Origin of the sequence: Kitasatospora sp. NPDC094016 (genome assembly GCF_040304045.1) — a bacterium.
GTDB lineage: Bacteria > Actinomycetota > Actinomycetes > Streptomycetales > Streptomycetaceae > Kitasatospora.
This window is the reverse complement of the sequence record NZ_JBEOUK010000010.1, coordinates 109595-133433: the sequence shown is the minus strand read 5'-3', so window position 1 is coordinate 133433 and position 23839 is coordinate 109595. Positions and strand designations below refer to the sequence as shown.

Below are 23839 nucleotides of genomic sequence, written 5' to 3'. Positions count from 1 at the left end.
CTCGTGGCCGGGTGCCGCGCGGGACGGCGGCCAAGGTGGTTTTAATTTCAACTATAATGGTGTGGTGGCATGCGTGCCGGCCACGAGCGATTCGTTGATCCGGTGATCCGGTGATCCGGTGATCCGTTGACCTGCTGATCTGCCAGAGGAGTTCCCGTGAGTGATGTGACCACCGATGTGACCGCTGCCCCGGTGCGCCGGCGGGTGTTCATCGACAAGCAGAGCCCCCAGGCCTACCGGGCGTTGCGGGCGACCGCCGAGGCGGCCGGGGTGGGGGCGGCGGAGGCCGGGCTGGACCGCAGGCTGGTGGAGCTGGTCAATCTTCGGGTGTCCCAGATCAACGGGTGTGCGTACTGCCTCAACGTGCACACCAGGGCCGCTCTTCAGGCCGGTGACACCGCGCAGCGCCTGGGCACGCTGCCCGCGTGGCGCGACACCGAACTGTTCACGCCGCAGGAGCGTGCCGCACTCGCCCTGGCCGAGGCGACCACCGACCCGTCGGACGCCGTCGCGCAGGAGGCCGCCTACGGCGTCGCCCGCGCGGCTCTGACCGATGACCAGATCTCGGCGGTCATCTGGGTGGCGATCGCCATCAACGCCTTCAACCGCGTGTCGATCCTGAGCAAGCACCCGGTGCGCGCGATTCCGGCACAGTGACGGTGCCGCGCGGGCTCGCCTCGGTGATCAGGGCGCGGATCGCCGTGGCCACGGGGGCCGGCCGTTCCTGCATGGCGACGTGGCCGACGCCCGGGAGGGTGAGGAGGCGGGCGTCGCGGAAGGCCGCGTAGGCCCGGGGCGCCGTACGGAAGGGGACGAGGACGTCGTCCCGGCCGTAGACGAGCAGGGTGGGGGCGGTGACGCGGCGCGCCAGGTGCCAGGCGGAGGCCTCGCCCCGTCGCAGGAACGCGTGGACCACCGAGCGCACACCTTCGGCCAGCATGTCCTGCGTGTACGGCAGTTCGGCGCGGCGTCGGCGCTCGCGCGCCTCCACCGACCGCTGTTCGGCGCCGACGAGGGCGGGGTTCGCGTAGATCAGGCGGTAGAGGTCGTCCAGTTGGCGGTCGGGGCTCTGGGCGGCCAGGAGGCGGGAGTACAGCCGTGGCGCGCCCGGCAGACCGAGCAGGGCCACCCGCAGGGCCGGGGCGGGCGGGAACGCCGGCAGTACGGGTGAGATGAGGGTCAAGGTGCCGACCAGGTCGGGTCGTTGGGCGGCGAGGCGCAGTGCGACCAGGCCGCCGAGCGAGTTGCCGACCAGGTGCACGCGGTGGTGTCCGGTCCGGTCGAGGTGGCGGGCGACGGCCGCGGCCTGGCGTTCGACGGTGACGTCGCCGTCGGGCGGGGGTGCCGACCTTCCGAAGCCCGGGAGGTCGAGGGCCAGGCAGTGCGCCGAGGTCCGCAGCAGGTCGATCAGGTGGGCCCAGTTGTGGGTCCAGCCGCCCAGTCCGTGCAGGAAGACGGCGGTGCCGGCGGCCGGAGCGGGGCTGCGGACGTACTCGGCGGCGAGGGGGTGGTGCATGGTGGTCCGTTCCTTGGGTGTGATGCCGCCGTTGATCGCCTGCCGGCCCGCTCAGCGGTGCAGGGGCTCGGCCGTCCCGGTGCGGGCGAGCCGGTAGTGCTCGACGAGGTGGTCGCCGACCGTCTCCCAGCTGCGCCGCGTCGCCGCGGCACGGCCCGCCCGCCCGAACGCCGCCCGCAGTTCGTCGTTGCGGGCGAGACGTTCGACGGCCTCCCGGAATCCGTCCGCCGCGCCGGGTGGGACGAGGAACCCGGTGTGCCCCGGGCGGACGAGGTCGAGCGGTCCGCCGGCCGCCGGGGCGACGACGGGCAGCCCGCTCGCCATGGCCTCCTGGAGGGTCTGGCCGAAGGTCTCGAACGGCCCCGCGTGGACGAAGGCGTCGAACGAGGCGTAGAGCCGGGCGAGTTCGTGCCCGGACCGGAGTCCCAGGAAGACCGCGTCCGGGAGTGCGGCCTCCAGCCGGGCTCGGCACGGGCCGTCGCCGACGACCACCAGCCGAACCCCCGGGATCCGGGACACCTCCGCCAGCCGGTCGACGTGCTTCTCCGGCGCCAGACGTCCGACGTACCCGACCAGGACGTCTCCGGGGCGGCCGAGGCGCCGGCGCAGGGTCTCGTCACGGTGGCGGGGGTGGAACCGTGCGCAGTCGACGCCGCGCGGCCACAGGTGGACCCGGGGGATGCCGTGCGCGAGCAGGGCGCGCAGCGAAGCCCGCGACGGTGCCAGCGTCCGCGCGGCCAGGGAGTGCACCCGGCGCAGCCGCCACCAGGCCAGCCGGGGCCCGGCCGCGCCCAGCGCCGGCAGGTAGGTCCTGGCGTAGGCGGCCAGATCGGTCTGGTAGACCGCCACGGACGGGACCCCCGCCCGGTCGGCCGCCGCGGCGCCGACCGCCCCGAGCGCGAACGGGCTGGCCAGGTGGACCACGTGCGGGCGGTGCCGCTCGATGGCGTCGGCCACCCCGCGCCCCGGGAGCGCGACCCGCACCTCCGGGTAGCCGGGCAGTGGCACCGACGGGACGCGGACCACCTCGTAGCCGTACGCCCGATCGCGGCGCGGGTCGCCCGCGTACCGTCGCGCGGCTCGCGCGGCCGGTGCCCGCACGGCGGGTGCCACCACCACCGGGGTGTGGCCCCGGGCGACGAGGTGTTCGGCGGTCCGGAGGACGCTGTGGGCGACACCGTTGAGCTGCGGGGCGAAGGACTCGGTGACGATCAGGACGCGGAGCCGTTCGCCGCCGGGGGCCGGGCCGTCCGCGGTGCGCGCCGCCGGCCCGGACAGGACTCCGCTCACCGTAGCGCCGCCCCCGCCTCGGGCGCGGCCTGCGGCGCCGGGGCGGCCTGCGGTTCCGGGGCGGTCGGCCGGGTCGGCGGGGTCGACTGCCCCGGGTCGCCGGGGAGCGAGCGGCCGACGGCCCGCAGGTCCCGCAGGATCTCCCGCAAGCAGGCGACCGGGCTCGCCTCGCTGTACGGCACGCCGATCTGCTCGCAGTAGTCGCGCACGAGGCGCGAGGCGGGGCGCAGCGCCGCCACCGGCATGGCCGGGAAGAGGTGGTGCTCGATCTGGTAGCCGAGGCCGCCGAAGAGGAAGTGGACGAACCGGCCGGCCCGCAGGTTGCGCGACGGCAGCACCTGCCGGCGGAGGAAGTCGGCACGCTCCGCGTCCGGGCCGGCCATCGGCATGCCCTTGTGGTTGGGCGCGAAGATGCACCCCAGGTACACGCCGAGGACCGCCCCGAACAGCACGGCGAAGGCCAGCGCCTGGAACGGTGCGAGGACGACGGCCAGGAGGGCCACCGCCAGGGCGTAGTGCAGCGCGGCGAGCGTGCGCTCCAGGGCCGGGTACCGGACGGTGCCGCGGGTCAGGGTCACGCAGGTGGCGACGAGCAGCCCGAGCGCCTGGAGGGACAGCAGCGGGAAGAACAGCTCCGCCTGGTACCTGGCCGCGAGCCGCCTCAACCCCCTTGTCCGGCATGCCTGTTCGGTGGTCCGGGCGAAGAGGAGGGAGTCTGCGGCCGGGTCGTGGCCCTCGCGGTTCGGGTGCGCGTGGTGCCGGTTGTGGTCGTCCACCCACCACCCGTAGCTCATGCCGACCACCAGGTTGCCCAGCACGATGCCCGCCAGGTCCGTCGCCCGGCGGCCGGCGAACACCGCGTGGTGGGCGACGTCGTGCCCCAGCAGCGCCAACTGGCCGAGGACGAAGGCGAACAGGGGCGCGAGGCACAGCTGCCACCAGCTCGCGCCGAGCACGACGAACCCGGCCAGGAGCAGCGCGAGGGCGGTGAACAGCGCGGCGCTCCGGCCCGCGTAGTACAGGGGACGCCTGCGCAGCAGACCGGCGTCGGAGACGCGTCGGTGCAGCTCGGCGAAGTCGCCGCGCCGGGTGGTCCCGGTGGGCGGGGTGTCCTGGACGGTCATGCCACCATTCCGGTCTCGGGTCGCTCCGGTCGCTCCGGTCGCTCGTTCCCGCCGCGCCGCAAGGCCCCGGGCAGGGTGGCGTCAGCCTTCCGCATCCGAACCGCCGTTGTCTCGGCGCTTCGCCGTGTCGCGGCCGGAGGTGGCCCGATCGGGTGGCGGCGGGCCGGGATGGTCCGTCATGCGTCCGATCGCCGTTCGTCCGTTCGCCTGTTCGCCCGTTCGGCGTTCGCGCGGTCCGGTGGTTGGTGAGGAGTCCGGGGAGTGGGAAGCGGAGTGGGTGGTCGGCCGGGCCGACCACCCACTCCGCGGGCTCCGGTAGGACCTCAGGTCCCGGTAGGGCCTCAGTACTGGCGGGACTGCTTCCAGAAGACGTACCCGCCCCAGGCCGTCGCGACCAGGTAGGCGCGGTAGGCGTCCATGATGAGCCGCGGCCCGTACGGCGAGGTGAAACTGTTGGACTCGCGCACCCAGCTGCCGCGCGCGCCGGTGTCCGAGATGTCCTCCATGTGCAGCAGGCCCGTCCCCTGCTCCCGGACGGCGACCTGGCCCCAGCCGTTGGGCGTGATGCCGATGGCCGGCTGCGAGTCGGTGAGGACGCCGTCGAGGATCGAACGCCCGTACCACTGCTGGGACTGGTAGTTCGCGCGAATGACGTTCACCCGGTTGTCCGTACCCCGGTAGGCCAGCAGGATGTGGTTGTTGTTGGGGCTGAAGGCCAGCGACGGCGAGGAGTCGCTGGTGGCGCCGAAGGTGCGGAGCGGGGCGTCCCAGTAGTTGCCCGGGATGTTGAAGGTCATGCCCCAGATCTCGTTGCTGTTGGCACCGTGGTAGGCCATGTAGACGTTGTTGTGGGGCAGGGCGACGGCGGCCACGGGGCGGCCGTCGTTCGTCCGGGCGTCGTTCCCGACCTGGCGCCAGTCGCCGATCTGCAGGTACCGCTGGCCGTTGTTCGCCACGTTCACCCTGAGGACGCTGAAGAAGATGAACCCGTTCGTGCCGGTGTGGAACAGCATGAACTGCGTCCCGCCCACGTAGACGACCTGCGGGCTGGCGTTGGTCTGGCCGGCGAGCGTCATCGGCCGCCCGTGGTCGAGCGACAGGTACATGTTGGCGTTGTCGGCCCCGCGCCACACCTGGATGAGGTCACTGTTGTCGGCGCGTGCCTCGCCCATGATGCCGCTCGCCGCGACGGGGACGTTGTCCTCGATCTCGTTGGCCCACCTGGTGCTCTCACCGGGCGCCACGGCGTACGCCGAGGAGTTCGAGAACATCAGGACGGCGAGCGCGGTCGTCACGGTGACGGCGGCCAGGCGCCACCTGGTGCGTACGGAGTTCATGGGGATTCCTCGGAAGATCAACCCGTGGGGACGGGGGAGTGGGGACGGGAGGCCGGGGCGATGGGCGTTCCGGCCGTCGAAACCACAGTGATCCACTCGGCGCATACGCAGCATCAGTCATCTGACTGTCAAGTGTTCAACAGTCATGAGTGGGAAGCGCGGCCGCCGACGTCCTGCGGCACTGTCGGTCACAGCAGCGGGCGGATCCGGATAATCGCTGGTCACGCCGGCATCTGCCGCGCGTGTGCGGGCCCCGTCAGCCGCCCTGCGGGCGACAGCCGCACGACGGGAATCGCCTCCGCAGGCGCCGCGCGGGTCCGGGCCGCGCTCGCTGCCGCCAGAGCCGCCGCATGGGCACCGGCCGCCGTCGCGGCCGGCTGAAACGCCGGCCGGTTCAGGACGGGGTGGAACCGGTATTCGGGCCGTGCGGGCCGGGCACTCTTCGGCGACTTCTGGGCTGGCATCCGGGTGAAATGGGGCGGAGTCGCCTGGCGCGAATGGAAGCCGGGTACGACGCTGCCAGAATGCAATTTCCCTGAAGGCCACCTGCACAGGCGGTGCCGCCGGACAGCTGGAGCAGAACATGCGAATCATTCGACCACGCAACAGTCCGGAAGAAGCGACCCGTGGAGGTGCGGGGCGCTTTCCGTGGACGCTGATGTACCACTCGGTGGCGTCAACGAGTGAGGATCCCTATCTGATTACCGTCGACCCCGCGCGCTTTCGCCGCCAGCTGCGCTGGCTGTCCGCCCGCGGGCTGCGCGGGGTGTCGGTCGGCGCCCTGATGCGCTCGCACCGGGGCGGCACCGCGGCGGGCATGGTGGGGCTGAGTTTCGACGACGGGTACCGCGACTTCGTGGAGGAGGCGATGCCCGCCCTGGCGGAGTACGGCTTCACGGCGACGGTCTACGTGGTGGCCGACCGGCTGGGCGGGTACAACGACTGGGACCGGCAGGGCCCGCGCAAGCCGCTGATGACGGCGTGCCAGGTCCACGAGGCCGCCGCCGCCGGGCTGGAGATCGGCTCGCACGGGCTGACGCACCGGCGGCTGGCGGGGCTGGGTGCGCGGGAGCTGGCGGCCCAGGTCGCCGACAGCCGCCGCGTGCTGGAGGACCTCACGGGGCAGGCGGTCGAAGGGTTCTGCTACCCGTACGGTTCGCTCGACGCCGCCGCGGTGGAGGCGGTGGCGCAGGCCGGCTACGGGTACGGGTGCGCGGTCAGCCCCGGGGTCCACAGCGGGGTGTACGCGCTTCCCCGCTGCTACGTCGGTGACCGGGACGGGCCGCTGCACCTGGCCGCGAAGCTGGTGCGTGACCGCTGGCGGCGCTGACGGCCGGTGAGGACCTGCCGGTGAGGACCTGCCGGTGACGAAAACCTGCCGGGCACCGCGGAGTGCGGTGCCCGGCAGGTCGGCGGTCGGAGGGCGGTGGCGGAAGGTCAGTGGGCGGTGGTGGCGGGTTCCAGATGCAGCCAGGACTCGTGCCACAGCAGGGCGCAGCGGCGGTCGCAGCCGGTGGCGAGCGGTTCGCCGCCGCAGCGCAGGCCGTTGAGGATGAACCAGCGGCCCTTGGTGGGGTGCTGCCACCAGGCGAGCGAGCGGTGGCGCAGTTCGGTGGCGCTGTGGCGGGTGTCGGCGTGGAGCTCCATGCCCGGCTGGAAGGGGACGCCGTCCAGCCGCCCGTCGGGGTCGAGGGTGGCGTGGATCTCCGGGAGGCTGCGCACGGTCGCCCAGAGGGCGGCGGGCCGGGCGGCGGGGACCGGCGCGGGGGCGGGCTCCAGCCATTCGTCGCGGAACAGCAGGGCGCAGTCCAGTCCGCAGCCCTGGGCCCCGTCGGCGCCGTGGCAGGTGGCGCCGGCCAGGGCGACGGTGCCGGACAGGCGCCGCACCCGGTAGTGGTCGTCGATCATGCGGCGCACGATGCGTTCGACCTGGTACACGCCGCCGCAGAACGACCACTGGCTGCGGGTGAACCACAGGCCGCGGTGGCGGTCCTTGGCGTCGAGGGTGGCGCGCACCGTGGCCTCGTCCTTCACCCGGACCCAGTCCCCTTCGGTGAAGCGGGAGGGCCGGCCGGGCGTCGGGACGGCGGCGCGGCGCTCACGCAGGCCTTCGCGGACGATCCGGGCGCGGCGCACGACACCGAGAGGGGGAAGGTCGCGCAGGGGGAGGCTCTTGTACTGGCACCGGTTCGCAGCGGTTCCGCAGCGCAGCTCCGTGGTGCGGGTGAACCGTGATTCCTCGACGGCCATCAGTGAAATCCCATCGGGTCGGAGATATCGGCACAGGCTAGCGCACCGCGACTTTTCCGTGCTGGCCCGACGGACCCTGTCGACACCATGTCGAGAGAAATAACACTAGACGCATTAAGGGTCTTATGGAGTGAAAGCTCGGCGTCGCCGAGGAATCCCCGTTCATGCTCGTGTAATGTTTCCCTCGTTGCCGCGGTGGAGTGGCTGAGTGGCGAGGCGACGGCTTGCAGGGCCGTTTAGATGGGTTCGATTCCTATCTCCACCTTTTTCATTTCGGTGATTTCGCCCGAATTGTTGGCCCAGGGATTGTCCGGGTTCGCGCGCTGATTCATGCTGTGCTCGTCGCACTGTTGTCGCACTGTTGTCGCGCCGTTGCCGCGCCGTTGTTGCGGCAGGACCGGCCACCGCGCCGGGGATCCGTACACGGCGGGTGGCCGGTGGTGCCGGGGTGATGGCGTGGCCGTGTGTCAGCCGGCCAGGATCGCGGTGACCTTGTCGAGGACGCCGGGGTTCGTCAGGAAGTCGTTGTGCTTCAGGCCGTCCGTCTCGATGTTGGTGGCGCCGTTCAGCTTGGTGCTGGTGGTGGGGGAGATCTGCTCGTCCTCGGGGGACCAGAAGGTCGTGTACCGGGTGGGGCCCGGGGTCTCGGTGTCCTGGTTGAGGTGGCTGATGACCCACGAGTTGGGCGTCATGTCCTTGCAGCCCTGGTCCCAGAGGGCACAGAGGTAGCCGAGGGACGTGCCGTGGTTGGGGCCGGCCAGGGAGATCCAGTTCGCGACCTTCTGGTTGCCGCCGTCGAACTTGATGTACCAGCGGCTCGGCAGGCTGCCCAGGCTGTGGGCGACGATGTTCACCTCGGCCGCGCCCGTCCGGCTCAGCACGTTGTCGACGTACCGGGTCAGTTCGTCGGCCAGGACCTCGTTGGTCGACCGGGAGGTGTCGTAGCTCCAGGCGAAGGCCGGGACGTCCTTCGAGCGGAGGCCGGTCATCAGGGTGCCCCATACTCCGGGGTCCGCGTTGCGGCCGTGGATGAGGATGACGGGGAGGTGAGCGGTGTCCGCGTGGGCCGGGACGGCGGCCCCCGGTCCGGTCAGCAGGGCCGCGGTTATGGCGGCGGTCAAGGCGGTTGCGGCGGCGGTGGTGGGGCGACGCATGGGTGCTCCGGGGTTCGTCGGCGGATGGACGGCGCGGATCGCGGGGGCGCCCGCAGGATGGCGGGCGCCCCCGTGTCGCGCCAAGCGCATCATCGGTGACGGGGTGCCGAATGGGCGGAGAGCGTTCGACCTTCACTCGATCGGGTGATTTGTGGGCGCGGGTCAGTCCTCGGCCCGGACCTCGACGGCCGCGCGGATGTCCCGGGCGCGCTCGGCCAGTTCCGGTGGGGAGCTCTCGCCGGTGCTGTCGACGACGATGCCGACCGTGCTGCCGTCCGCCCACACGCAGGTGGTCTCGGACGTGGACGGATAGGTGAGCACCGCACACTCGAACGCGCCGCCGAGGGGCCCTGTCGGATAGTCCTGGCGTTCCGTCACCGTGTCGTTGAACACGTCCGAGGCCGCCAGCCGTCCGAAGTACTTGTCCAGTTCCCGCTGGGGCTCCGCGAAGGCCCCGGTCAGGCCGACCAGCAGCGTGGTCTTGGACGATCCGGTCGTGCCGTAACCGCCCACCGCCAGCTCCCGGTACGGGCTCAGCGCCCTGATCCGCTGCTGGTGGCCGGCGCGTGCCGTCTGGACCGAACCGTCGTCCGGGAGATGGACCTGGTCCCCGATCCGGTCCTGCAGCGCGATCCGGTGCCGCGGCGGGGCGCCGGCGCCGGTCACGGCGGCCACCACCAGCGCGGTCAGGAGGCCTACGGCCAGCGCCGCCGCCACTGCGCCCTCCGGGTCCAGAGCCCGGTGCTCTCCTGCTGAGCTACACGTCGATGGGCGTGAGCCTAGGTGGCAGGTCGGCGGCGGTGCAACGCACTTTCGCCGCCTCCGCCGGGCTCGCGGCGTAGCCTGGCCGTTCTTGGTGTCTGACGGGGGGAGCCGTCGTGTCGATCGAGTTCGTTCGCCGCCTGGACGGTCTGGTGTACCACTTCCACGCGGACGGCGTGTTCAACGGCAGGCCGTCGTACAGGCGGGTGGACCTGGAGGTGTGGTGCCGGTGGCTGCCGGAGCGGGGCTGGTGCACCGTCGGCGCCGACGGGGCCGCCAACTCCGGGCCGCTGGCGGGGCGGACGGACGACCATGAGCCGCTCCCTCCGCTCGGCCCCTGGCGCAGTTGGAAGGCCGGCAAGTCGTACCTCTACGATCTGCGCCACGTCGACGATCCGGGCGGTAGCGGTACTGCTGGTGCTGATGGCACTGATGGGACTACTGGCGTTACCGGCGGTACCGGCGTTACTGCTTGACAGGGTGCGTAATACTGTAACGCGCATCCCAGCAGCTCGGAGCACCACATGCACCCCTTCCTCGACCACCCCGGGCCGCTCGCCTTCGCGCACCGGGGCGGTGACCTCGGCCACCCCGAGAACTCGCTCGCCGCCTTCGCGGCCGCCGTCGCCCTCGGGTACCGCTACCTCGAAACGGACGTTCACGCCACCCGCGACGGCGTGCTGGTGGCCTTTCACGACACCCGCCTCGACCGGGTCACCGACCGCACCGGGGCGGTGGCCGATCTCCCCTGGGACACCGTCAGGCAGGCCCGGATCGGCGGCACCGAGCCAGTGCCGCTGCTGGAGGACCTGCTCGACGCGTTCCCCCGGGCCCGCTTCAACGTCGACGTCAAGGCGGCGGCCGCCGTCGGGCCGCTGGTCGAGACGATCCGCCGGACCGGCGCCTGGGACCGGGTCTGCGTCGGCGGTTTCTCCGACAGCCGCCTCGCCGCCGTCCGCGCCGCCGCGGGCCCCCGGCTGGCCACCTCGCTCGGCCCGCGCGAGGTGGCCCGGCTGCGGCTGCGTTCGCTGGTCGGGCCGCTGCTGCGGGGGCGTGGGGCGCGGTCCGGGTCGCTGTCCGCAGGGGCGGGGTCCGGGGCGCCGTTCGCCGGGGTGTGCGCGCAGGTGCCCGAGCGGCACCGGGGCGTCCGGGTGGTCGACCGGGCCTTCGTACGCGCCGCCCACCGCCTCGGCCTCCAGGTTCACGTCTGGACTGTGGACGATCCCACACGGATCAGGGCTCTCCTCGGCCTCGGTGTGGATGGCATCATGGCCGATCGCATAGACGTCCTGCGGGACGTCCTCGGCGAGCGCGGCTGCTGGAGTGACGGCAGCACCGGCTCCAGCACGGTGACGGGATCCCCATGACGAGCACCACGGACAATCTGCCGGACCGCCTCCCGGACGATCTGCCGGACGGCCCGCCGGAGCGCGAGGCGGCCGCCGACGACAGCGCCCTGCGCCGGATACGGTTCGGCTGGTACATCAACGACTGGGCCAACGCCGCCTTCTCGGCCACCGTCCTGACGGTGTTCCTCGGGCCGTACCTGACGACCGTCGCCAAGAACGCCGCCGACGCGGCCGGCGACGTGCACCCGTTCGGACTGTCGGTGCGCGCCGGATCGTTCTTCCCGTACACGGTCTCCTTCTCCGTGCTGCTCTCGGTCGCGGCGATGCTGCTGACCGGCACGGTCGCGGACCGCACCGGGCGGCACAAGGAGCTGATGTGCGGCTTCGCCTACGTCGGCGCGGTCGCCACGATGGGGATGTTCCTCCTCGACGGCGACCGCTACCTCCTCGGCGGCGCACTGCTGGTGGTCGCCAACATCGCGTACGCGGTGTCGGTCGCCCTCTCCTACGCCTACCTCCCCGGCCTGGCCACCCCCGACGAGCGCGACGCGGTCTCCTCCAAGGGCTGGGCCTACGGCTACGCGGGCGGCGGACTGCTGCTGATCGCCAACCTGGCGCTGTTCCAGGGCCACGACGCGCTCGGCCTGTCCTCCGGCACCGCCGTGCGGATCTGCCTGGCCTCGGCCGGCCTGTGGTGGGCGCTGTTCACGATCGTCCCGATGCTGCGGCTGCCCTCCCGGGCGGGCGCGGCCCCCGACCGCACCCCGGTCGTGTCCGGTCGTACCCCGGGTGCGCAGGACCAGCCCGCCGCCACGCCGGACCGGCCCGCCGCCGGCAGCCTGCGCGAACTCGCCCGCACCCTGCGCGGGATGCGCCAGTACCCGCTCACGCTGCTCTACCTGGGCGCCTTCCTCTGCTACAACGACGGCATCCAGACCGTCGTCTCCCAGGCCTCGCTCTACGGCAGCGAGGAACTCGGCATGGACCAGACCTCGTTGGTCGCCGCCGTGCTCCTCGTCCAGATCGTGGCGATCGGCGGCGCGCTGCTCCTCGGCCGGATCGCCCGCCGCTACGGCGCCAAGCGGACCGTCCTCGGATCCCTGGTCGGCTGGGTGGCCACCCTCGCCCTCGGGTACCTGATGCCCGCCCACCAGCCCGTCTGGTTCTTCGCCCTGGCCTGCATGATCGGCCTGGTGCTCGGCGGCAGCCAGGCGCTCTCGCGCTCGCTGTTCTCCCACCTCATCCCGGCGGGCCGGGAAGCCGAGTACTTCAGCGTCTACAAGGTCAGTGACCGCGGCACCAGTTGGATGGGCCCGCTGGTCTTCGGCCTCGCCTACCAGATCACCGGCAGCTACCGCTCGGCGATCATCTCCCTGCTGGTCTTCTTCCTCATCGGCTTCGTCCTCCTGCTGAAGGTCCCCGTCCGCCGCGCCATCGAGGCCGTCGGCAATCCTGTTCCCGAACGGCTCTGACGCCCCCGGCCCGGCCGCGCCCACGGCTGGCGGCTGCTTCCGCCGCCGTCGTCGAGGGCTTACGAGCCGGTGAAGAGCCGGCCGAGGTGGTAGTGCAGGACCGCCACCGCGTCGTCCGCCGTCCGCTGGCCGAGGAGGACGCTCAGGCCCAGGCCGGCGGAGGCCGCCAGGAGGACGACGGCCTCCTGGCGGGCGTCCATGCGCGGATCGGTGTCCCCGGCCTGCCGGGCGGCGGTCAACTGGCCGACCAGGAAGTCCTCCATCTCGTCGGGCGCCGCGAGGAACGACTGCCCGGCGAGTGCGGGGTCGGTGATGGAGAGCACCGCGTACTCGGTGTAGACGAGGTGGAAGGTCCGGCTCTCCTCGTCCGTCGGCACGGACTCCAGCAGGACCGCCTCGACGATGTCGCGCGGTGACGCCGAGGGCCCGGACGCCCCGGCGCGGTCCCGGGCCCGTACCTGGACCCGTTCCTGGATCCGTCCTTGGACCCGTGCCTGGATCCGTTCGCCCATCCGCGCGGCCAGGCGGGTGAGCGCCGCGAGCAGCAACTGCTCCTTGGTGTCGAAGTAGTACTGCACGAGCCGCACCGAGACACCCGCCTCGATCGCGACGGACCGCATGGTGACGGCGTGCAGCCCGGTGTCCGCCGCCGTGCGCAGCAGGGCGTCGATGATGTGGGCCCGCCGCTCCTCGTGATCCACCAGCTTCGGCATCGGGTTCCTTCCAGACGTTTTTATGGTACAAACATACCATCAAGTGCTGCTGTTTCGTGCATTCCGAGCACCGGGAGGGACCATGACCAGGACCAGCGTCGGACACTTCGTCAGCGAGAAAGCCCGAACGAAGTTCCTTGAGGCCTACGACCGCGCGATGGAGCTGTGGCCGGCCCCCCGCCGGGAACTCGACGTCGAAACCAGCTACGGCACCGTCCACGTCCACCACTACGGACCCGAAACCGGCGAACCGATCGTGCTGCTGCACGGCCACGCCGGACACCCGTCCAACTGGTACCCGCAGATCGCCGCCCTGGGCGAACACCACCCGGTCTACGCGATCGACACGCTCGACGACCCCGGCCGCAGCGTCCAACGCGCCGTCGCGGCCGGCTCCGAGGAGAACGCGGCCTGGCTCGGCGAGGTCTTCGCCGGCCTCGGACTCGACCGCATCCACCTGGTCGGCCTCTCCTACGGCGGGTGGCTGACCCTCAACCAGGCCATCCACGCACCCGAACGCCTCGCCTCGATCGCACCGATGGACCCCGGCGGCATCGAGAAGGTCCCCGCCCGGTTCTACGCCCACATGATCGGCGGCCTGTTCGGCATGCTCGCCCCACGGCCGCTGCGCCCCGCGCTCGGGCGCCTGCTCGCCAACCCCGCACTCAGCTCGCCGCCCGAGATGATCGCCCCCCTGATGCTCGGCATGCGCAGCTACAAGCCCAACACCCGGCCCGCCGCCAGGCCGTTCACCGACGAGGAACTTCGCTCCATCCGCCTGCCCACCCTCGTCCTGCTGGGCAAGCGCAGCGCTCTGCTCCGCCCGCGCCACGTCCTCCAGCGGGTCACCGCACTGATCCCGGGAGTCCGGGCCGAGATCGTGCAACGAGCCGGCCACGGCCTCAACCTGGAACGCCCCGACCTGGTCAACGAACACCTGCTGCAGTTCATCACCTCCTCCCGGCAGCAGACCCGGAGCTGACGAGAGGCCCCTGCCGCCGGGTGCGCGCACCCGGAGCTCGGCCGGGCCCCGAGAACCCGCAGAAGGGCTGCCCTCGTCGGGGCGGCCCTTCTGCCTGCCGTGCGGGCCGGTGGGGACTGCTCCGCTACCGGCGTGGGCCGTAACTCCAGTAGTGGTCCGGGTAGTTTCCGCACGGGTACTGCATCAGTGGGGCGCGCGGGGCGGTGCTGCCGTAGGTGACGGCGAGGCACTGGTGGCTGTTGCCGTTGACGAAGCGGATGCCTTTCGGCCACTTCTCGATTCTCCAGGACTGCCCGGGGTCGTTCTTGCACGTGGACTGGATCACCCGGGCGTCGGCCTCGGTGCTGGAGTCCTGGACCGCGAGGCACAGGGCGCTGTTGTAGCTGACGAGCCGGTAGTAGGTGTTGCCTTCGGCGTCCGTGAAGGTCTTCTGGCTCTCCCAGAAGTGGTCGGGGTAGTCCCCGCAGGGGAACTGCTGGGCTTCCTGGCCTTCCTCCCGGGTGCCGCCGGATGTGGCCACGCACTGCAGGCTGTTGCCGTTCTTGATGGAGACGGGCCCCGTCGGCGGGACCATCGGGGTGCCGCCGAGCCGGTCGGGCGTCCAGGGTTCCGTCGTCGGCGGCGATACGGAGCCGGGCGGCGGCGAGGACTTCATGGGCGTGCGGTTCCCGTCCGAAGGGGAGGGGGCGACGGTTTCCGGCGGGGTGCCGGACCCCGCGGTGGGGGTCGGCGTACCGGCCGGTGCGGGTACCAGCGGCGCGCTCCCCGGTCCGGCGGTCCGAGGATCGGCCGGTGAGGCGGGCGGCGGGACGGCCGGCGGGACGGCCGGTGGGACGGCCGGTGGGACGGCCGGTGAGGCGGCCGGTGAGGCGGTCGGTGAGATGGGCGGTGCGATGGGTGGTGAGGCGGTCGGCGGCGTACCGGGTGCCGACGGCGAGGGGCTGTCCCCGGCCGGCGCCGAGGGGCCTGCGCCCGCGCCGGCCGCCCGGGCGAGCGCGTCGACGGGGGCGGGCGCCGCGCCCAGCCGTAGGCCCACCAGCACCCCGGCCAACACCAGTGCCCCGGCCAGGAGCACCGCCGTCGCCCCCATGGCCGCACCGGTCCGGGCCGTACGACGCCGCCGCGCATCGGCGGGCCCTCCTCGCAGCGGCCCCACGAGCGGAGGCCCGATGACCGTGGGGCTGATGACCGCGGGGCCGGTGGGCGGGGGGCCGAGCGCGAGCGGGCTGGTCGGCGGGTTGTCCGGGGCCCGGACCAGTTCGCCGCGGACAATTCCGGACCCGGCCGCGGTGGGCCGGACCATCCGGCTCACCTCCCGGCACCGGTCGGCCAGTGCTTCCCGCACCTCCACGAGGTCGGCCTCCAAGCGCCGCAGCACCGGCAGGTGCGCCTGGACCCCGCCGTCCACCACCAGCTCCGCACCCGGCTGCTGACCACCGTCCTCCTGGGCCCGCGCCCGCTCCTGGTCGACCAGGAGTCCGACGGTGTCCTCCTCCCAGCCCGCCGTCCGCTGCGCCTGGCGCGCGTTCTCCCTGATGCGCCGCACCTCGGCCAGGCAGCGCGTCGCCTCCCGCAGCCGGGAGCGCCGCGACTGCGCCGCGTACCCGCCGTCCGAAACCCGTCCGCCGGGAGCCGTCCCGTCCTCGGTGCCGGCGCTCAGCTCACCCCGCAGTTCGGCCACGATCGCCACCAGCACGCGGATCAGTTCCTCGGCCTGGGCCACGCCCGCCTCGGCCTGGCGCTGCGCCTGCCGGGCCCGTTCCAGGGCCTGCCGCGCGGCCGACCGCGCTTCCGCGTGCGAAGGGGCCGTCCCGGACGCCGCCCGGCCGGCCTGCTCGTGCAGGGCGCGGGCGCGGACGAGCAGCACCGTTCGGGCCTGCGGGTCCACCGCGCAGTCGTGGACCAGCCGTTCGAGCAGGTGCCACGGAATGTCCTTCTCCGCGGAGCGGTACTCGCTCCAACTGGTCTTGCCCGCCGGGTACCGCTGAGCGAGCTCGCGGACCGTGGCCCCGCCCGTCACCTCCCGTACGAACCGGGCCAGGGCGTTCGCCTGTTCCGTCTCTCCCTTGAGCTGTCCTTGCGGTCGTCCAGCACTACCCACCGTGCCTCCTGTCCTGTCCGACCCTTTGTCCGGTCCTGTCCGGCGGCCGAAGCGGGATTGTCCGCGGCTCACCTGGGCCGTGTCGGTTTTTTGTTGATGGACAATCAAATAAGCCCGCACGGTGGAGTCTCCATCGGATCTTCGGACTCTTCAAGGTCCCGTGACGCGGCCCCCACGGCGGCGTGCCGGACCGGGAACCCGAAGACGGAGCCGGGGGCCGGCGGCACCACCGCCACGAACGGGGGACGTGGCGGCACCGATGGACCGGCCCCTCGTACCCATCGCACCGAAACGCACCCGAGCCGGGATCCGCCCCGCCTCGGGGCGTTCGGACTCCAGGAGGAAGACCATGAAGACTCGACGCATCCTCACCACCCTGCTGCTCGCGGGGATGGCGGCCACCGCGACGCTGGCCGTGTCGCCCGCCGCGCAGGCCGCGCCGAACAACCCGAACTGCCTCGGCGCCAGGGCCTTCTGCCTCTGGTACAACGGCAACCAGAGCGGCTCGGTGGCCGGTTGGGACCTGAGCACCGGGTTCAAGGGCTTCGACAACCTCGCGAACGCCGGCGCGTTCCTGACGCCCGGCCCCGGACAGGGCACCGCGGTGAAGAACAACGCGGCCTCCGCCACCTACCAGTACCCGGGCCACTGCGTCGGCAGCGTCCAGGTGTTCTACAACGAGAACTGGTCCGGGCCCTCGGACCTCATTGTGGCCTGCGGCAACGGAAACCTGGTGAGGACGAAGAACGAGGACGCCTCGTTCCTCGTCAACGGCTGACCGCAGCAGCACCCCGCCGGGCCGTCCGACTGGTCGGACGGCCCGGCGGCGCAGAGATTCGAGGCCACGTCACCATGAACGCACCACGGCTCGCCGCCCCGCTCGCAGCTGTCGTCACCTGCTGCCTGTCGCTCGCCTCCTGCTCCACTTCCACGAGCGGAGGGGGCGCCACCGGTACGCCGCCCCACGGCGCCGTCACGTCGGAGGCCGTACCCGGGGTCACACCTGAGGCCGTACCCGGGGTCACACCTGAGGTCACACCCGGCCCCGCCACCGACGGCCCCGCCGTCATCTCCCTGCCGCTGGACCCGTACTTCCTCCCGCCCGCCGACGAGGCCCGGCTGCACACCGCCCTGGACCGACTGGTCGCCGACTGCCTGCGAAGCGCCGGCCTCCAACCGCCCGCCCCGGCCGGCGTCCAGGCCCCCCTACTGGGCCGGTACGAACGGCGCTACGGTCTGACCAGCGCCACCGGCGCCCGCACCGTCGGCTACCACCTGCCCGACCACCCGGCCCCGACGCAGGCACCGCTCTCCCCGGCACAGACGAAGGCGCTCACCGGCCAGCAGGGCTGCCAGGAGTCCGCCGCGCGGCGGATCACCGGCACCACCGGCTACCCGGGAGACGCCTACGTGGTCCGGTCGGCCAACCAGGAGTCCTTCGAGCAGTCGGCGAAGACGCCGGAGGTCGCGGCCGTCGTCACCGCGTGGTCCCGGTGCATGAAGCGGGCGGGATACGACTACGCGACGCCGTTGCGGACCGGCACCTGGCCGTCCGAACGAGCCACCGGCGAGGAACGGACGACCGCCCTCGCGGACGTCGCCTGCAAACAGGAGACCGGGCTCGTCCGGATCTGGAACGAGGCCGAGACCGCCGTCCAGCGCACCCTGATCCAGCAGAACGCCACCGCGTTCGACGGCGTTCTGGCCGAACGGCGGCGCATGCTCAGCGAAGCGGACGCCGTCCTCGACCGCACCGAACCCGGACCGTAGCGCCGTCGCTGCCGCCGTCGACCGGGCGCGGCCGAAACGCGGTGTCGCATTTCCGCCAGCGCAGGTGTCTCGCCCACGAGAGAGTCGGCGACGGTTCGTGTTCCTGATCGCGGACCTGTTCGTTCGGCACTTCGCGAAAGGCACAGCGCATGCACGTCGTCCCCGGGCTCAAGGTCCTGTACTTCGGAACTCCGGTGGTGCTGATCAGCTCACTCAACGAGGACGGCACGGCGAACCTCGCGCCGATGTCCTCGGTGTGGTGGCTGGGCCAGTCCTGCATGCTCGGTCTCGGCAACAACGGCCAGACCACCGCGAACCTGCTGCGGGAAGGCGAGTGCGTGCTCAACCTGCCCTCGTCGGCGATGGTCGATGCCGTCGACCGGATCGCGCTCACCACCGGGAAGCCGGTCGTGGCGGACTACAAGGTGAAGCAGGGCTACCGGTACGAGCCGGACAAGTTCTCGGTCGCGCAGCTGACCGAGCAGGCGTCGGACCTGGTCCGGCCCCCCAGGGTCGCGGAATGCCCGGTCCAGCTGGAGTGCAAGGTCGTCTCGGCCCACCCCTTCGGCGGTCCCGAGCCGCACGCCACCGCCTTCGAGGTCGAGGTCCTTCGCGCCCATGTCGAGGAGAGCCTCGTCATCCCCGGGACGCACTACGTGGACCCGCTCGGCTGGGACCCGCTGATCATGAAGTTCTGCGAGTTCTTCGGCGGGGGAGGAAACGTTCACCCGTCGAGGCTCGCCGAGGGCTGGAACATGCCGCACCAGCTCCAGTCGACGAGCGTCTGAGCTGCTCTTCTGTTCGTCCCCTACCAGAGGGTGGCCGGCCCCGCGAGGACCCAGCCGGCGTCGGTGGGCTTGACCCAGAAGCTCAACGACACCTCGATGATCTGCGCGCGGTAGGTGATCTCGACGTAGAAACCGGTGCCCTCGTGGCCCCAGTGGAAGTCGGCGAGATCGAGTTCGCGGAGCCAGGACAAGTCCTGTTCCCACGCGTCGGCAGCAGGACTGGCGCTCGCCTCGCTCTCGTCCTCGCCCTTGTCCTCGTCGGCGTTCGCCTCGACCGAGCCGGCCCATAGCGACTTGAGCACGTGCCGGACCGAGGTGTGATCGACGAGTTCCTCGGCCTCGGGGATCCGGCCGGCTCGAAGCAGACTGAAGTAGCGACGGACGACCGCTTCGACGTCCGCTTCGGCAGGGAGCTCCGTCCAGATCCTCACCGTGGGATCTTAGGGGAGCGCCTGCGGATCCCGCCCTCAGCACGGGAAGTCGGCCGGTCCGACTTCCTGTGCTGCGAAAGCCCCGTGCGCGGGCTGCGGTTCTCCGCGCAGCTTCAGCGCGCCGGCCCGATCCCCTCCGGGAGAGCGGCCCAGGCGGGGGTATGTGTGAGTCGGGACTCGGGGGCGGGGTGTGACCAAGGACGAAGGTGTGGGCTGTCGGCCCCCTGGTGGAGGGGGCCGACAGCCTGCGCCGGGTGGCTTGGTCCTACTGGCCGAGGACTCGGGTCGCGGCCGGGGAGGGCTTCGATGCGGCGCAGGTTGGAGCCGATGGAGGCTTCGCCGAGGATGGCGAGGACGAGATCAGAACTGAGATCGCGGAACGGCGATGGCCCGGGCCGCTGAGGGGGCCGGGCCATCGTTTGTGTTGGTTGGTTGGGGGGGTCAGGGGGTGGGGTGGAGGGTGGCGGTGGTGGTGCGGGCCAGCCAGACGCCCAGGAGGGCTTGGAGGAGGCTGATCAGGAGGGTTGCGGTGATCATCAGGGAGGCGAGGGGCGGGAGGCCGGCGAGGGCGGCGAGGGTGCGGGCGGTGCCGGCCACGGCTTCGCCGGTGGCGGTGCGCCAGAGGAGGGGGGCGGCCCAGCCGGCGAGGGCGGCTGTGGTGGCGGTGAGGACGGCGGTGCGGGCTCGTTGGCCGCGCAGGGCGGTGACTGCGCCGAGGGCGAGGCCGCAGAGGAAGGGGAGGTACCAGAGGGACCAGAGGGAGCCGAGGGCTATGACCACGGTGGCGAGGAGGGTGAGGAGGAGAGGGAGGAGTGTGGGCGGGGCGGGGGAGGGGTGTCGGGGTTGCGTCATGGTGGTCAGGCTCCCGGTCGCAGGGTCCACACCTTGGTGGAGGCGGGTTGGTCGGCGGCCATCAGCAGCGGCGGGTTTCGGCCCTCCCACCAGTACGGGATGAAGTTCCGGTACCAGGGTGAGGCCGGGTTCTCGCTCTGGCCGCCGGGGTAGACGGCCTGGGCGGTGGCGGTGTTCGGGCCCTTCCAGTCGACGACCATGCGCCAGCTCGGGCCGAAGGTGGAGTTCATGCCGCCGTCGGCCGCGTTGACGGTCCAGCGGTCGCCCTCGGCGGGTTTGGGGCCGTAGCCGAGGGCTTCGGCGCCGGTGAGGGAGGGGATCTGCCGGGTGTGGACGCGGTCCCAGGTCCAGGTGGCGGGGTCGTTGCCGAGGTCCTGGGACAGTTCGGAGACGGCCTGGGCGAAGGCGGTGCGCATGGCGTCCGTCGCGGTGCGGGTCGGGCCGCCGGGGGAGGTGAAGGCCGGGTTGGCCGGGTCGTGCAGGGTCCAGGCTTCGAGGTTCTCGTCGAGGCTGGGGAGTGCGCTGGAGACCTTGAGGTACAGGCGGTCGCGTTCGACCGGCACCTTGGCGTGGTCCCACCAGGGCTGGAAGGTGGTCTCCAGGTAGTCGTTCCAGAAGGTCCACCAGATCGGTCCGCCGGCGACGCCGGGTTTCATGGTGTGGTCCCAGCGGTTCAGGACGTCGAGGGCGGCCTGTTGGCGGGGGTCGAGCTTCTGGTCGGCCAGGGCGGTCTTCAGGTGGGGCAGGATGACGGTGGCGAGGTAGTCCGTGACGTCGTTCTGCAGGGTGGTGAAGTCCGCGCTGGTCATCGCCTGGTGGCTCTCCAGGTACTGGTAGATCCGGTTGGCCCGGTAGCCGTTGTCGAAGGCGTTGAGGGTGGTGCCGATGTAGTACGGGTAGTCGGCGGAGACGGGGCGCTGGTTTGCCGTCGCGACCACGTGGTTCGGCGGGTTGTAGACCTGCGGGGTGGCGTCGAAGGGGATGGCGCCGACCACGTCGTACTCGCCGGTGCCGGGCAGCGGGAACCAGGGGTTGCCGCCCTTGGTGAGGGGGAAGTACCCGGCGGCGACCACGCCGATGTTGCCGCCGCCGTCGGCGTAGGCGAAGTTGAGCGTGGGGGCGTGCCAGTCGGCGAGCGCGGTGCGGAACTCCTGGTAGTCGCGGGCCTTGTTGACGGAGAGCAGGACGGCCAGGTCGGGGGAGGGGATGTTGCCCATCCAGCTGACCGAGGTGGTCTGCCCGGCCCGGGTCAGGACCGGTCCGTGCACGGTGAGGTCCACGGCGAGGTGTTCGGTGTCGCCGCCCCGGACCGGGATGGTGTACTCCACCCGCTGCATCGGGTGCCACGCGTTGTTCCAGAAGTACTGGCCGGGGTGGTCGGGGCTGGTCTGCTCGCTGTAGAAGACCGTCGACTGGTTCTGCCCGTCCGTCAGGGACCAGGAGATGTCGGCGTTGCGGCCGATCAGCACGCCGGGCATGCCGGCCATGCTGGCGCCGGTGACGTCGGTCTCCGGCGAGGACAGCGCGATCTGGTACCAGTACGAGGGCAGGGTCATCGGCAGGTGCGGGTCGCCGGCGAGCATCGCGTTGCCGCCCGCCACGGCCGGGCCGTTCGCCGCCCAGGCGTTGCTGTCGGGGAAGGTGTGGACCTGGGTGGCCGGGAGTGCGCGGATGGTGTCCAGCAGGGCGTGGGCCGCGGTCGCCTCCCCGGCGGTGTCGGGCTTCCCGGTGGGGGCGACGGGCGCGGGGCGCGGCTGCGACCGGTTGGCGGCGGCGGGGGTGTCGGGCCCGGCGGTGTTGACGTTCGCGGGCAGCGGCGCGATGCCGAGGTCGCGGTAGGGCCCGACGTCGTACGGCCGCTGGTCGTTGGGCGCGTGGACCGGGAACCAGTCCATGGTGCGCTCCTCGCCGAGGGACTCCCGGAAGATCGCGTAGTCCAGTGGGGTGCTGGTGAAGTCCATGCTCTGGGTGAGGAGTTCCTGGATGACCAGGCTGTCGACCGGCGTCCAGTCGGCCGGGTAGACCCCGGTGAGGGAGAAGACGGCCGGCCACTGCCCGTTGTGGCGCAGCTCGGAGATCCAGGCGTTGACCCCCCGGCTGTAGCTGGTGAGGGCGCGGCCCGCCGGGCTGTCGGGCGCGGTGGCGGCCCAGGTGGCCTCGGCGGTGCGCAGGAGTCCCATCTGGAGTTCGAAGCGGTCGGACTCGACGCTGCCGGGCCCGTTGAGTTCGGCCAGGCGTCCGCGCCCGGCGCGCCGCTCCAGGTCGAGCTGGGCGAGCCGGAAGCGGGCGTGCAGGTAGCCCTGGGCCTGGAACAGGTCGGTGTCGGAGGCGGCCTTGACGGTGGGGACGCCGTTGTCGTCGAAGGCGACCGTCACCGGCGCGTTCAGGCCCGCCAGGGTGAGGGTCTCGGTGTGCGGGAGTTCGGCGCCGGCGGCGGAGTCCCACGCACCGGCCCCGGGGACGAGGGCGGTTCCGAGGGCGGGGACGGGCCCGATGCCCAGCGCGAGCAGCGCGAGGACGAGGCCGGAGACTACGGCTGCCACCGCCGCGTGGGTGGCTGTGCGTATGCGCCGCGGCAAGTTGACTCCAGGGGTGCGAGGTTGGGCGGGGCGAAGGGGACCGGGGGTGAGGCAGGGAGGCTCAGGGAGCCGTCAGGACCAGAAGTCGGCCATCGTGCGGTGGATGCCCTCGACGGTGGCCCGGAGCTCGGGGTGTCCGGGGGCCGAGCCGTAGACCGTGCCGATCAGCCACTCGGTGCCGGCCCGCCAGTCGGCCCGCCAGGACGGGTCGATCCGGGCGTCCACCAGGTCCACCCCGGGGAGGTGCTGGAGGCCGTCGAGCACCTCGGCGGGGCCGGGGGCGAGGCCGTCGGCGGGCGGGGAGAGGAAGTACTGGAACGCCACCTTCGGGCAGTCCGCGCCCAGGGCGAGCACCGGCTCCGGCGGGTCGAACGCGCCGAGTGCCAGCCGGAGGGCGAGGGCGAGCAGGTCCGTCCCGGCGGAGCGCTTGAGGACGTCCGAGACGTGCCCGCCCAGGCGGCCGTTGACCTCGATCAGCCGCGGCCCGTCGGGGGTGAACTTGATCTCGGTGTGGGTGACGCCCTCGCGGATGCCGAGCGCCCGCAGCGCGCGCTGCTCCAGGGCCACGACCTCGTCGGCCAGGCCGGCGGGGAGCAGGGCCGGGGTGAAGTAGCCGGTCTCCCGGAACGGGGGAGCCAGTGGCAGCTTGCCGGTGACGGCGACGGTGCGGATCTCGCCGTCGCGGATCGCGGACTCGACCGAGACGTAGTCGCCCCAGAACTCCCCCACCACGGTGGGGTCGCTCACCAGGTACTCCTCCAGCACGAACACCGCCGGACTTGCCGCGCCTTCGGTGAACTCGGCGTACCGGTCGGCCAGTTCGGCGGCGCTGCGGACCAGGCAGGTGTCCACGCTGCCGGCGCCCGAGCGGGGCTTGAGGACGGCGGGCAGGCCGGTGGCGGCGAGGGCCGGGCCGAGGTCGGCGGCGGAGTGGACCGTCCGGCAGGCGGTGGCCTGTACGCCCGCCGCCGCCAGGGCCTCGCGCTGGCGGAACTTGTCGACCAGGACCTCCACGGTGGCCCGGTCGTGGAACGGCACGCCGCACCGCGCGGCCACGGCGGCCGCCGTCCGGAGCAGGTGGTCGCTGAAGGTGATCACTCCGGCGGCGCCGAACTCGGCGGCCCGGTCGCACAGTTGCTCCTCGGTCAGGCCGGCCGTGTCCACCACGGTGGCCGACCTCGGCAGCTGGGCCAGGTCGGCGGCCACCTTCGGGTCGCCGAGGTCGCCGAAGAAGACCGCCGTGCACAGCCGCCGCCCGGCGGTCAGGATCCCGCGCGCGGTGGCCGAGCCGCGGCCGTAGACGACCAGCAGCACCGGGGGCGCCGGGGGCGCCGTAAGGACCGGGGGCGTCGGGTTCGAGCCGCCCATG

At 72.3% G+C, this 23839-nt stretch carries 22 protein-coding genes and 1 tRNA gene; 10 read left to right on the top strand and 13 right to left on the bottom strand.

The annotated features are described in order from the left end of the window. Positions 1-156 precede the first annotated feature (156 nt). Entirely contained in the window at positions 157-657 is a 501-nt protein-coding gene (locus ABT015_RS12805; protein ID WP_350878892.1) for a carboxymuconolactone decarboxylase family protein, read from the top strand. Here ABT015_RS12805 and ABT015_RS12800 read toward each other — a convergent pair. The 4 genes from ABT015_RS12800 to ABT015_RS12785 form a co-directional block, all read right to left on the bottom strand. After that, positions 602-1516: an alpha/beta fold hydrolase gene (locus ABT015_RS12800; protein WP_350878891.1), complete on the bottom strand. Its 915-nt coding sequence runs from the start codon at positions 1514-1516 to the stop codon at positions 602-604. The two genes, ABT015_RS12805 and ABT015_RS12800, sit on opposite strands and share 56 nt — an antisense overlap. A gap of 51 nt (positions 1517-1567) precedes the next feature. Further along, entirely contained in the window at positions 1568-2794 is a 1227-nt protein-coding gene (locus ABT015_RS12795; protein WP_502897300.1) for a glycosyltransferase family 4 protein, read from the bottom strand. A gap of 8 nt (positions 2795-2802) precedes the next feature. Then, positions 2803-3930 (bottom strand): acyl-CoA desaturase, encoded by a 1128-nt coding sequence (locus tag ABT015_RS12790; RefSeq protein ID WP_350878890.1) that lies wholly within the window; start codon positions 3928-3930, stop codon positions 2803-2805. Positions 3931-4271: 341 nt separating this feature from the next. Beyond that, a complete protein-coding gene (locus ABT015_RS12785; RefSeq protein WP_350878889.1) occupies positions 4272-5267 on the bottom strand; it encodes a hypothetical protein in 996 nt (331 codons plus the stop codon). A gap of 670 nt (positions 5268-5937) precedes the next feature. Between ABT015_RS12785 and ABT015_RS12780 the strand changes: the two genes are divergently transcribed. Next, the gene (locus ABT015_RS12780) at positions 5938-6597 is read left to right on the top strand and encodes a polysaccharide deacetylase family protein (RefSeq protein ID WP_350878888.1); all 660 of its coding nucleotides are present in this window, start codon (positions 5938-5940) and stop codon (positions 6595-6597) included. Positions 6598-6704: 107 nt separating this feature from the next. On the opposite strand, the gene ABT015_RS12775 is transcribed toward ABT015_RS12780, so the two are convergent. After that, a complete protein-coding gene (locus ABT015_RS12775; RefSeq protein WP_350878887.1) occupies positions 6705-7517 on the bottom strand; it encodes a hypothetical protein in 813 nt (270 codons plus the stop codon). A 194-nt stretch (positions 7518-7711) separates the two neighbouring features. Between ABT015_RS12775 and ABT015_RS12770 the strand changes: the two genes are divergently transcribed. Then, positions 7712-7782 (top strand) — tRNA-Cys (locus ABT015_RS12770). Between the two features lie 202 nt (positions 7783-7984). Here the strand turns inward: ABT015_RS12770 and ABT015_RS12765 are convergent. Both ABT015_RS12765 and ABT015_RS12760 read right to left on the bottom strand, forming a co-directional pair. Continuing rightward, positions 7985-8671 carry an esterase/lipase family protein gene (locus tag ABT015_RS12765; RefSeq protein WP_350878886.1) on the bottom strand — a complete coding sequence of 229 codons (687 nt, stop codon included), beginning with the start codon at positions 8669-8671 and terminating at the stop codon, positions 7985-7987. A 162-nt stretch (positions 8672-8833) separates the two neighbouring features. Beyond that, positions 8834-9388, bottom strand: coding sequence for a hypothetical protein (locus ABT015_RS12760; protein ID WP_350878885.1), 555 nt, complete (start codon positions 9386-9388; stop codon positions 8834-8836). Positions 9389-9549: 161 nt separating this feature from the next. On the opposite strand from ABT015_RS12760, the gene ABT015_RS12755 reads away from it, so the two are divergent. From ABT015_RS12755 to ABT015_RS12745, 3 genes are read left to right on the top strand one after another with little or no spacing between them, the layout of a single operon-like run. Continuing rightward, on the top strand, positions 9550-9909 hold the full coding sequence (locus ABT015_RS12755) for a hypothetical protein (protein ID WP_350878884.1): 360 nt from the start codon (positions 9550-9552) through the stop codon (positions 9907-9909). Positions 9910-9957: 48 nt separating this feature from the next. Continuing rightward, positions 9958-10800 (top strand): glycerophosphodiester phosphodiesterase family protein, encoded by an 843-nt coding sequence (locus ABT015_RS12750; protein ID WP_350878883.1) that lies wholly within the window; start codon positions 9958-9960, stop codon positions 10798-10800. Then, positions 10797-12254: an MFS transporter gene (locus tag ABT015_RS12745; protein WP_350878881.1), complete on the top strand. Its 1458-nt coding sequence runs from the start codon at positions 10797-10799 to the stop codon at positions 12252-12254. Before ABT015_RS12750 ends, ABT015_RS12745 begins: the two co-directional genes overlap by 4 nt. A 59-nt stretch (positions 12255-12313) precedes the next feature. On the opposite strand, the gene ABT015_RS12740 is transcribed toward ABT015_RS12745, so the two are convergent. Beyond that, the gene (locus tag ABT015_RS12740; RefSeq protein WP_350878880.1) at positions 12314-12967 is read right to left on the bottom strand and encodes a TetR/AcrR family transcriptional regulator; all 654 of its coding nucleotides are present in this window, start codon (positions 12965-12967) and stop codon (positions 12314-12316) included. Between the two features lie 82 nt (positions 12968-13049). Here ABT015_RS12740 and ABT015_RS12735 point away from each other — a divergent pair, with 82 nt between their 5' ends. Then, positions 13050-13949 carry an alpha/beta fold hydrolase gene (locus ABT015_RS12735; RefSeq protein WP_350878879.1) on the top strand — a complete coding sequence of 300 codons (900 nt, stop codon included), beginning with the start codon at positions 13050-13052 and terminating at the stop codon, positions 13947-13949. A gap of 124 nt (positions 13950-14073) precedes the next feature. Here ABT015_RS12735 and ABT015_RS12730 read toward each other — a convergent pair whose 3' ends face one another. Then, positions 14074-16050, bottom strand: a complete 1977-nt coding sequence (locus ABT015_RS12730; RefSeq protein WP_350878878.1) for an RICIN domain-containing protein — start codon at positions 16048-16050, stop codon at positions 14074-14076. Between the two features lie 349 nt (positions 16051-16399). Here ABT015_RS12730 and ABT015_RS12725 point away from each other — a divergent pair, with 349 nt between their 5' ends. From ABT015_RS12725 to ABT015_RS12715, 3 genes are all read left to right on the top strand, one after another. Continuing rightward, a complete protein-coding gene (locus ABT015_RS12725; RefSeq protein ID WP_350878876.1) occupies positions 16400-16828 on the top strand; it encodes a hypothetical protein in 429 nt (142 codons plus the stop codon). Positions 16829-16902: 74 nt separating this feature from the next. After that, positions 16903-17820, top strand: coding sequence for a hypothetical protein (locus ABT015_RS12720; protein WP_350878874.1), 918 nt, complete (start codon positions 16903-16905; stop codon positions 17818-17820). A 149-nt stretch (positions 17821-17969) separates the two neighbouring features. Further along, complete coding sequence (locus tag ABT015_RS12715; protein WP_350878872.1) at positions 17970-18608, top strand: flavin reductase family protein; 639 nt, start codon at positions 17970-17972, stop codon at positions 18606-18608. A gap of 20 nt (positions 18609-18628) precedes the next feature. On the opposite strand, the gene ABT015_RS12710 is transcribed toward ABT015_RS12715, so the two are convergent. From ABT015_RS12710 to ABT015_RS12695, 4 genes are all read right to left on the bottom strand, one after another. After that, a complete protein-coding gene (locus tag ABT015_RS12710; protein WP_350878871.1) occupies positions 18629-19039 on the bottom strand; it encodes a hypothetical protein in 411 nt (136 codons plus the stop codon). Positions 19040-19480: 441 nt separating this feature from the next. Continuing rightward, positions 19481-19891 carry a hypothetical protein gene (locus ABT015_RS12705; RefSeq protein WP_350878869.1) on the bottom strand — a complete coding sequence of 137 codons (411 nt, stop codon included), beginning with the start codon at positions 19889-19891 and terminating at the stop codon, positions 19481-19483. Between the two features lie 5 nt (positions 19892-19896). After that, positions 19897-22434 carry a penicillin acylase family protein gene (locus ABT015_RS12700; RefSeq protein WP_350878868.1) on the bottom strand — a complete coding sequence of 846 codons (2538 nt, stop codon included), beginning with the start codon at positions 22432-22434 and terminating at the stop codon, positions 19897-19899. 108 nt (positions 22435-22542) lie between these two features. Further along, positions 22543-23838, bottom strand: a complete 1296-nt coding sequence (locus ABT015_RS12695; RefSeq protein WP_350878867.1) for an ATP-grasp domain-containing protein — start codon at positions 23836-23838, stop codon at positions 22543-22545. Position 23839 lies beyond the last annotated feature (1 nt).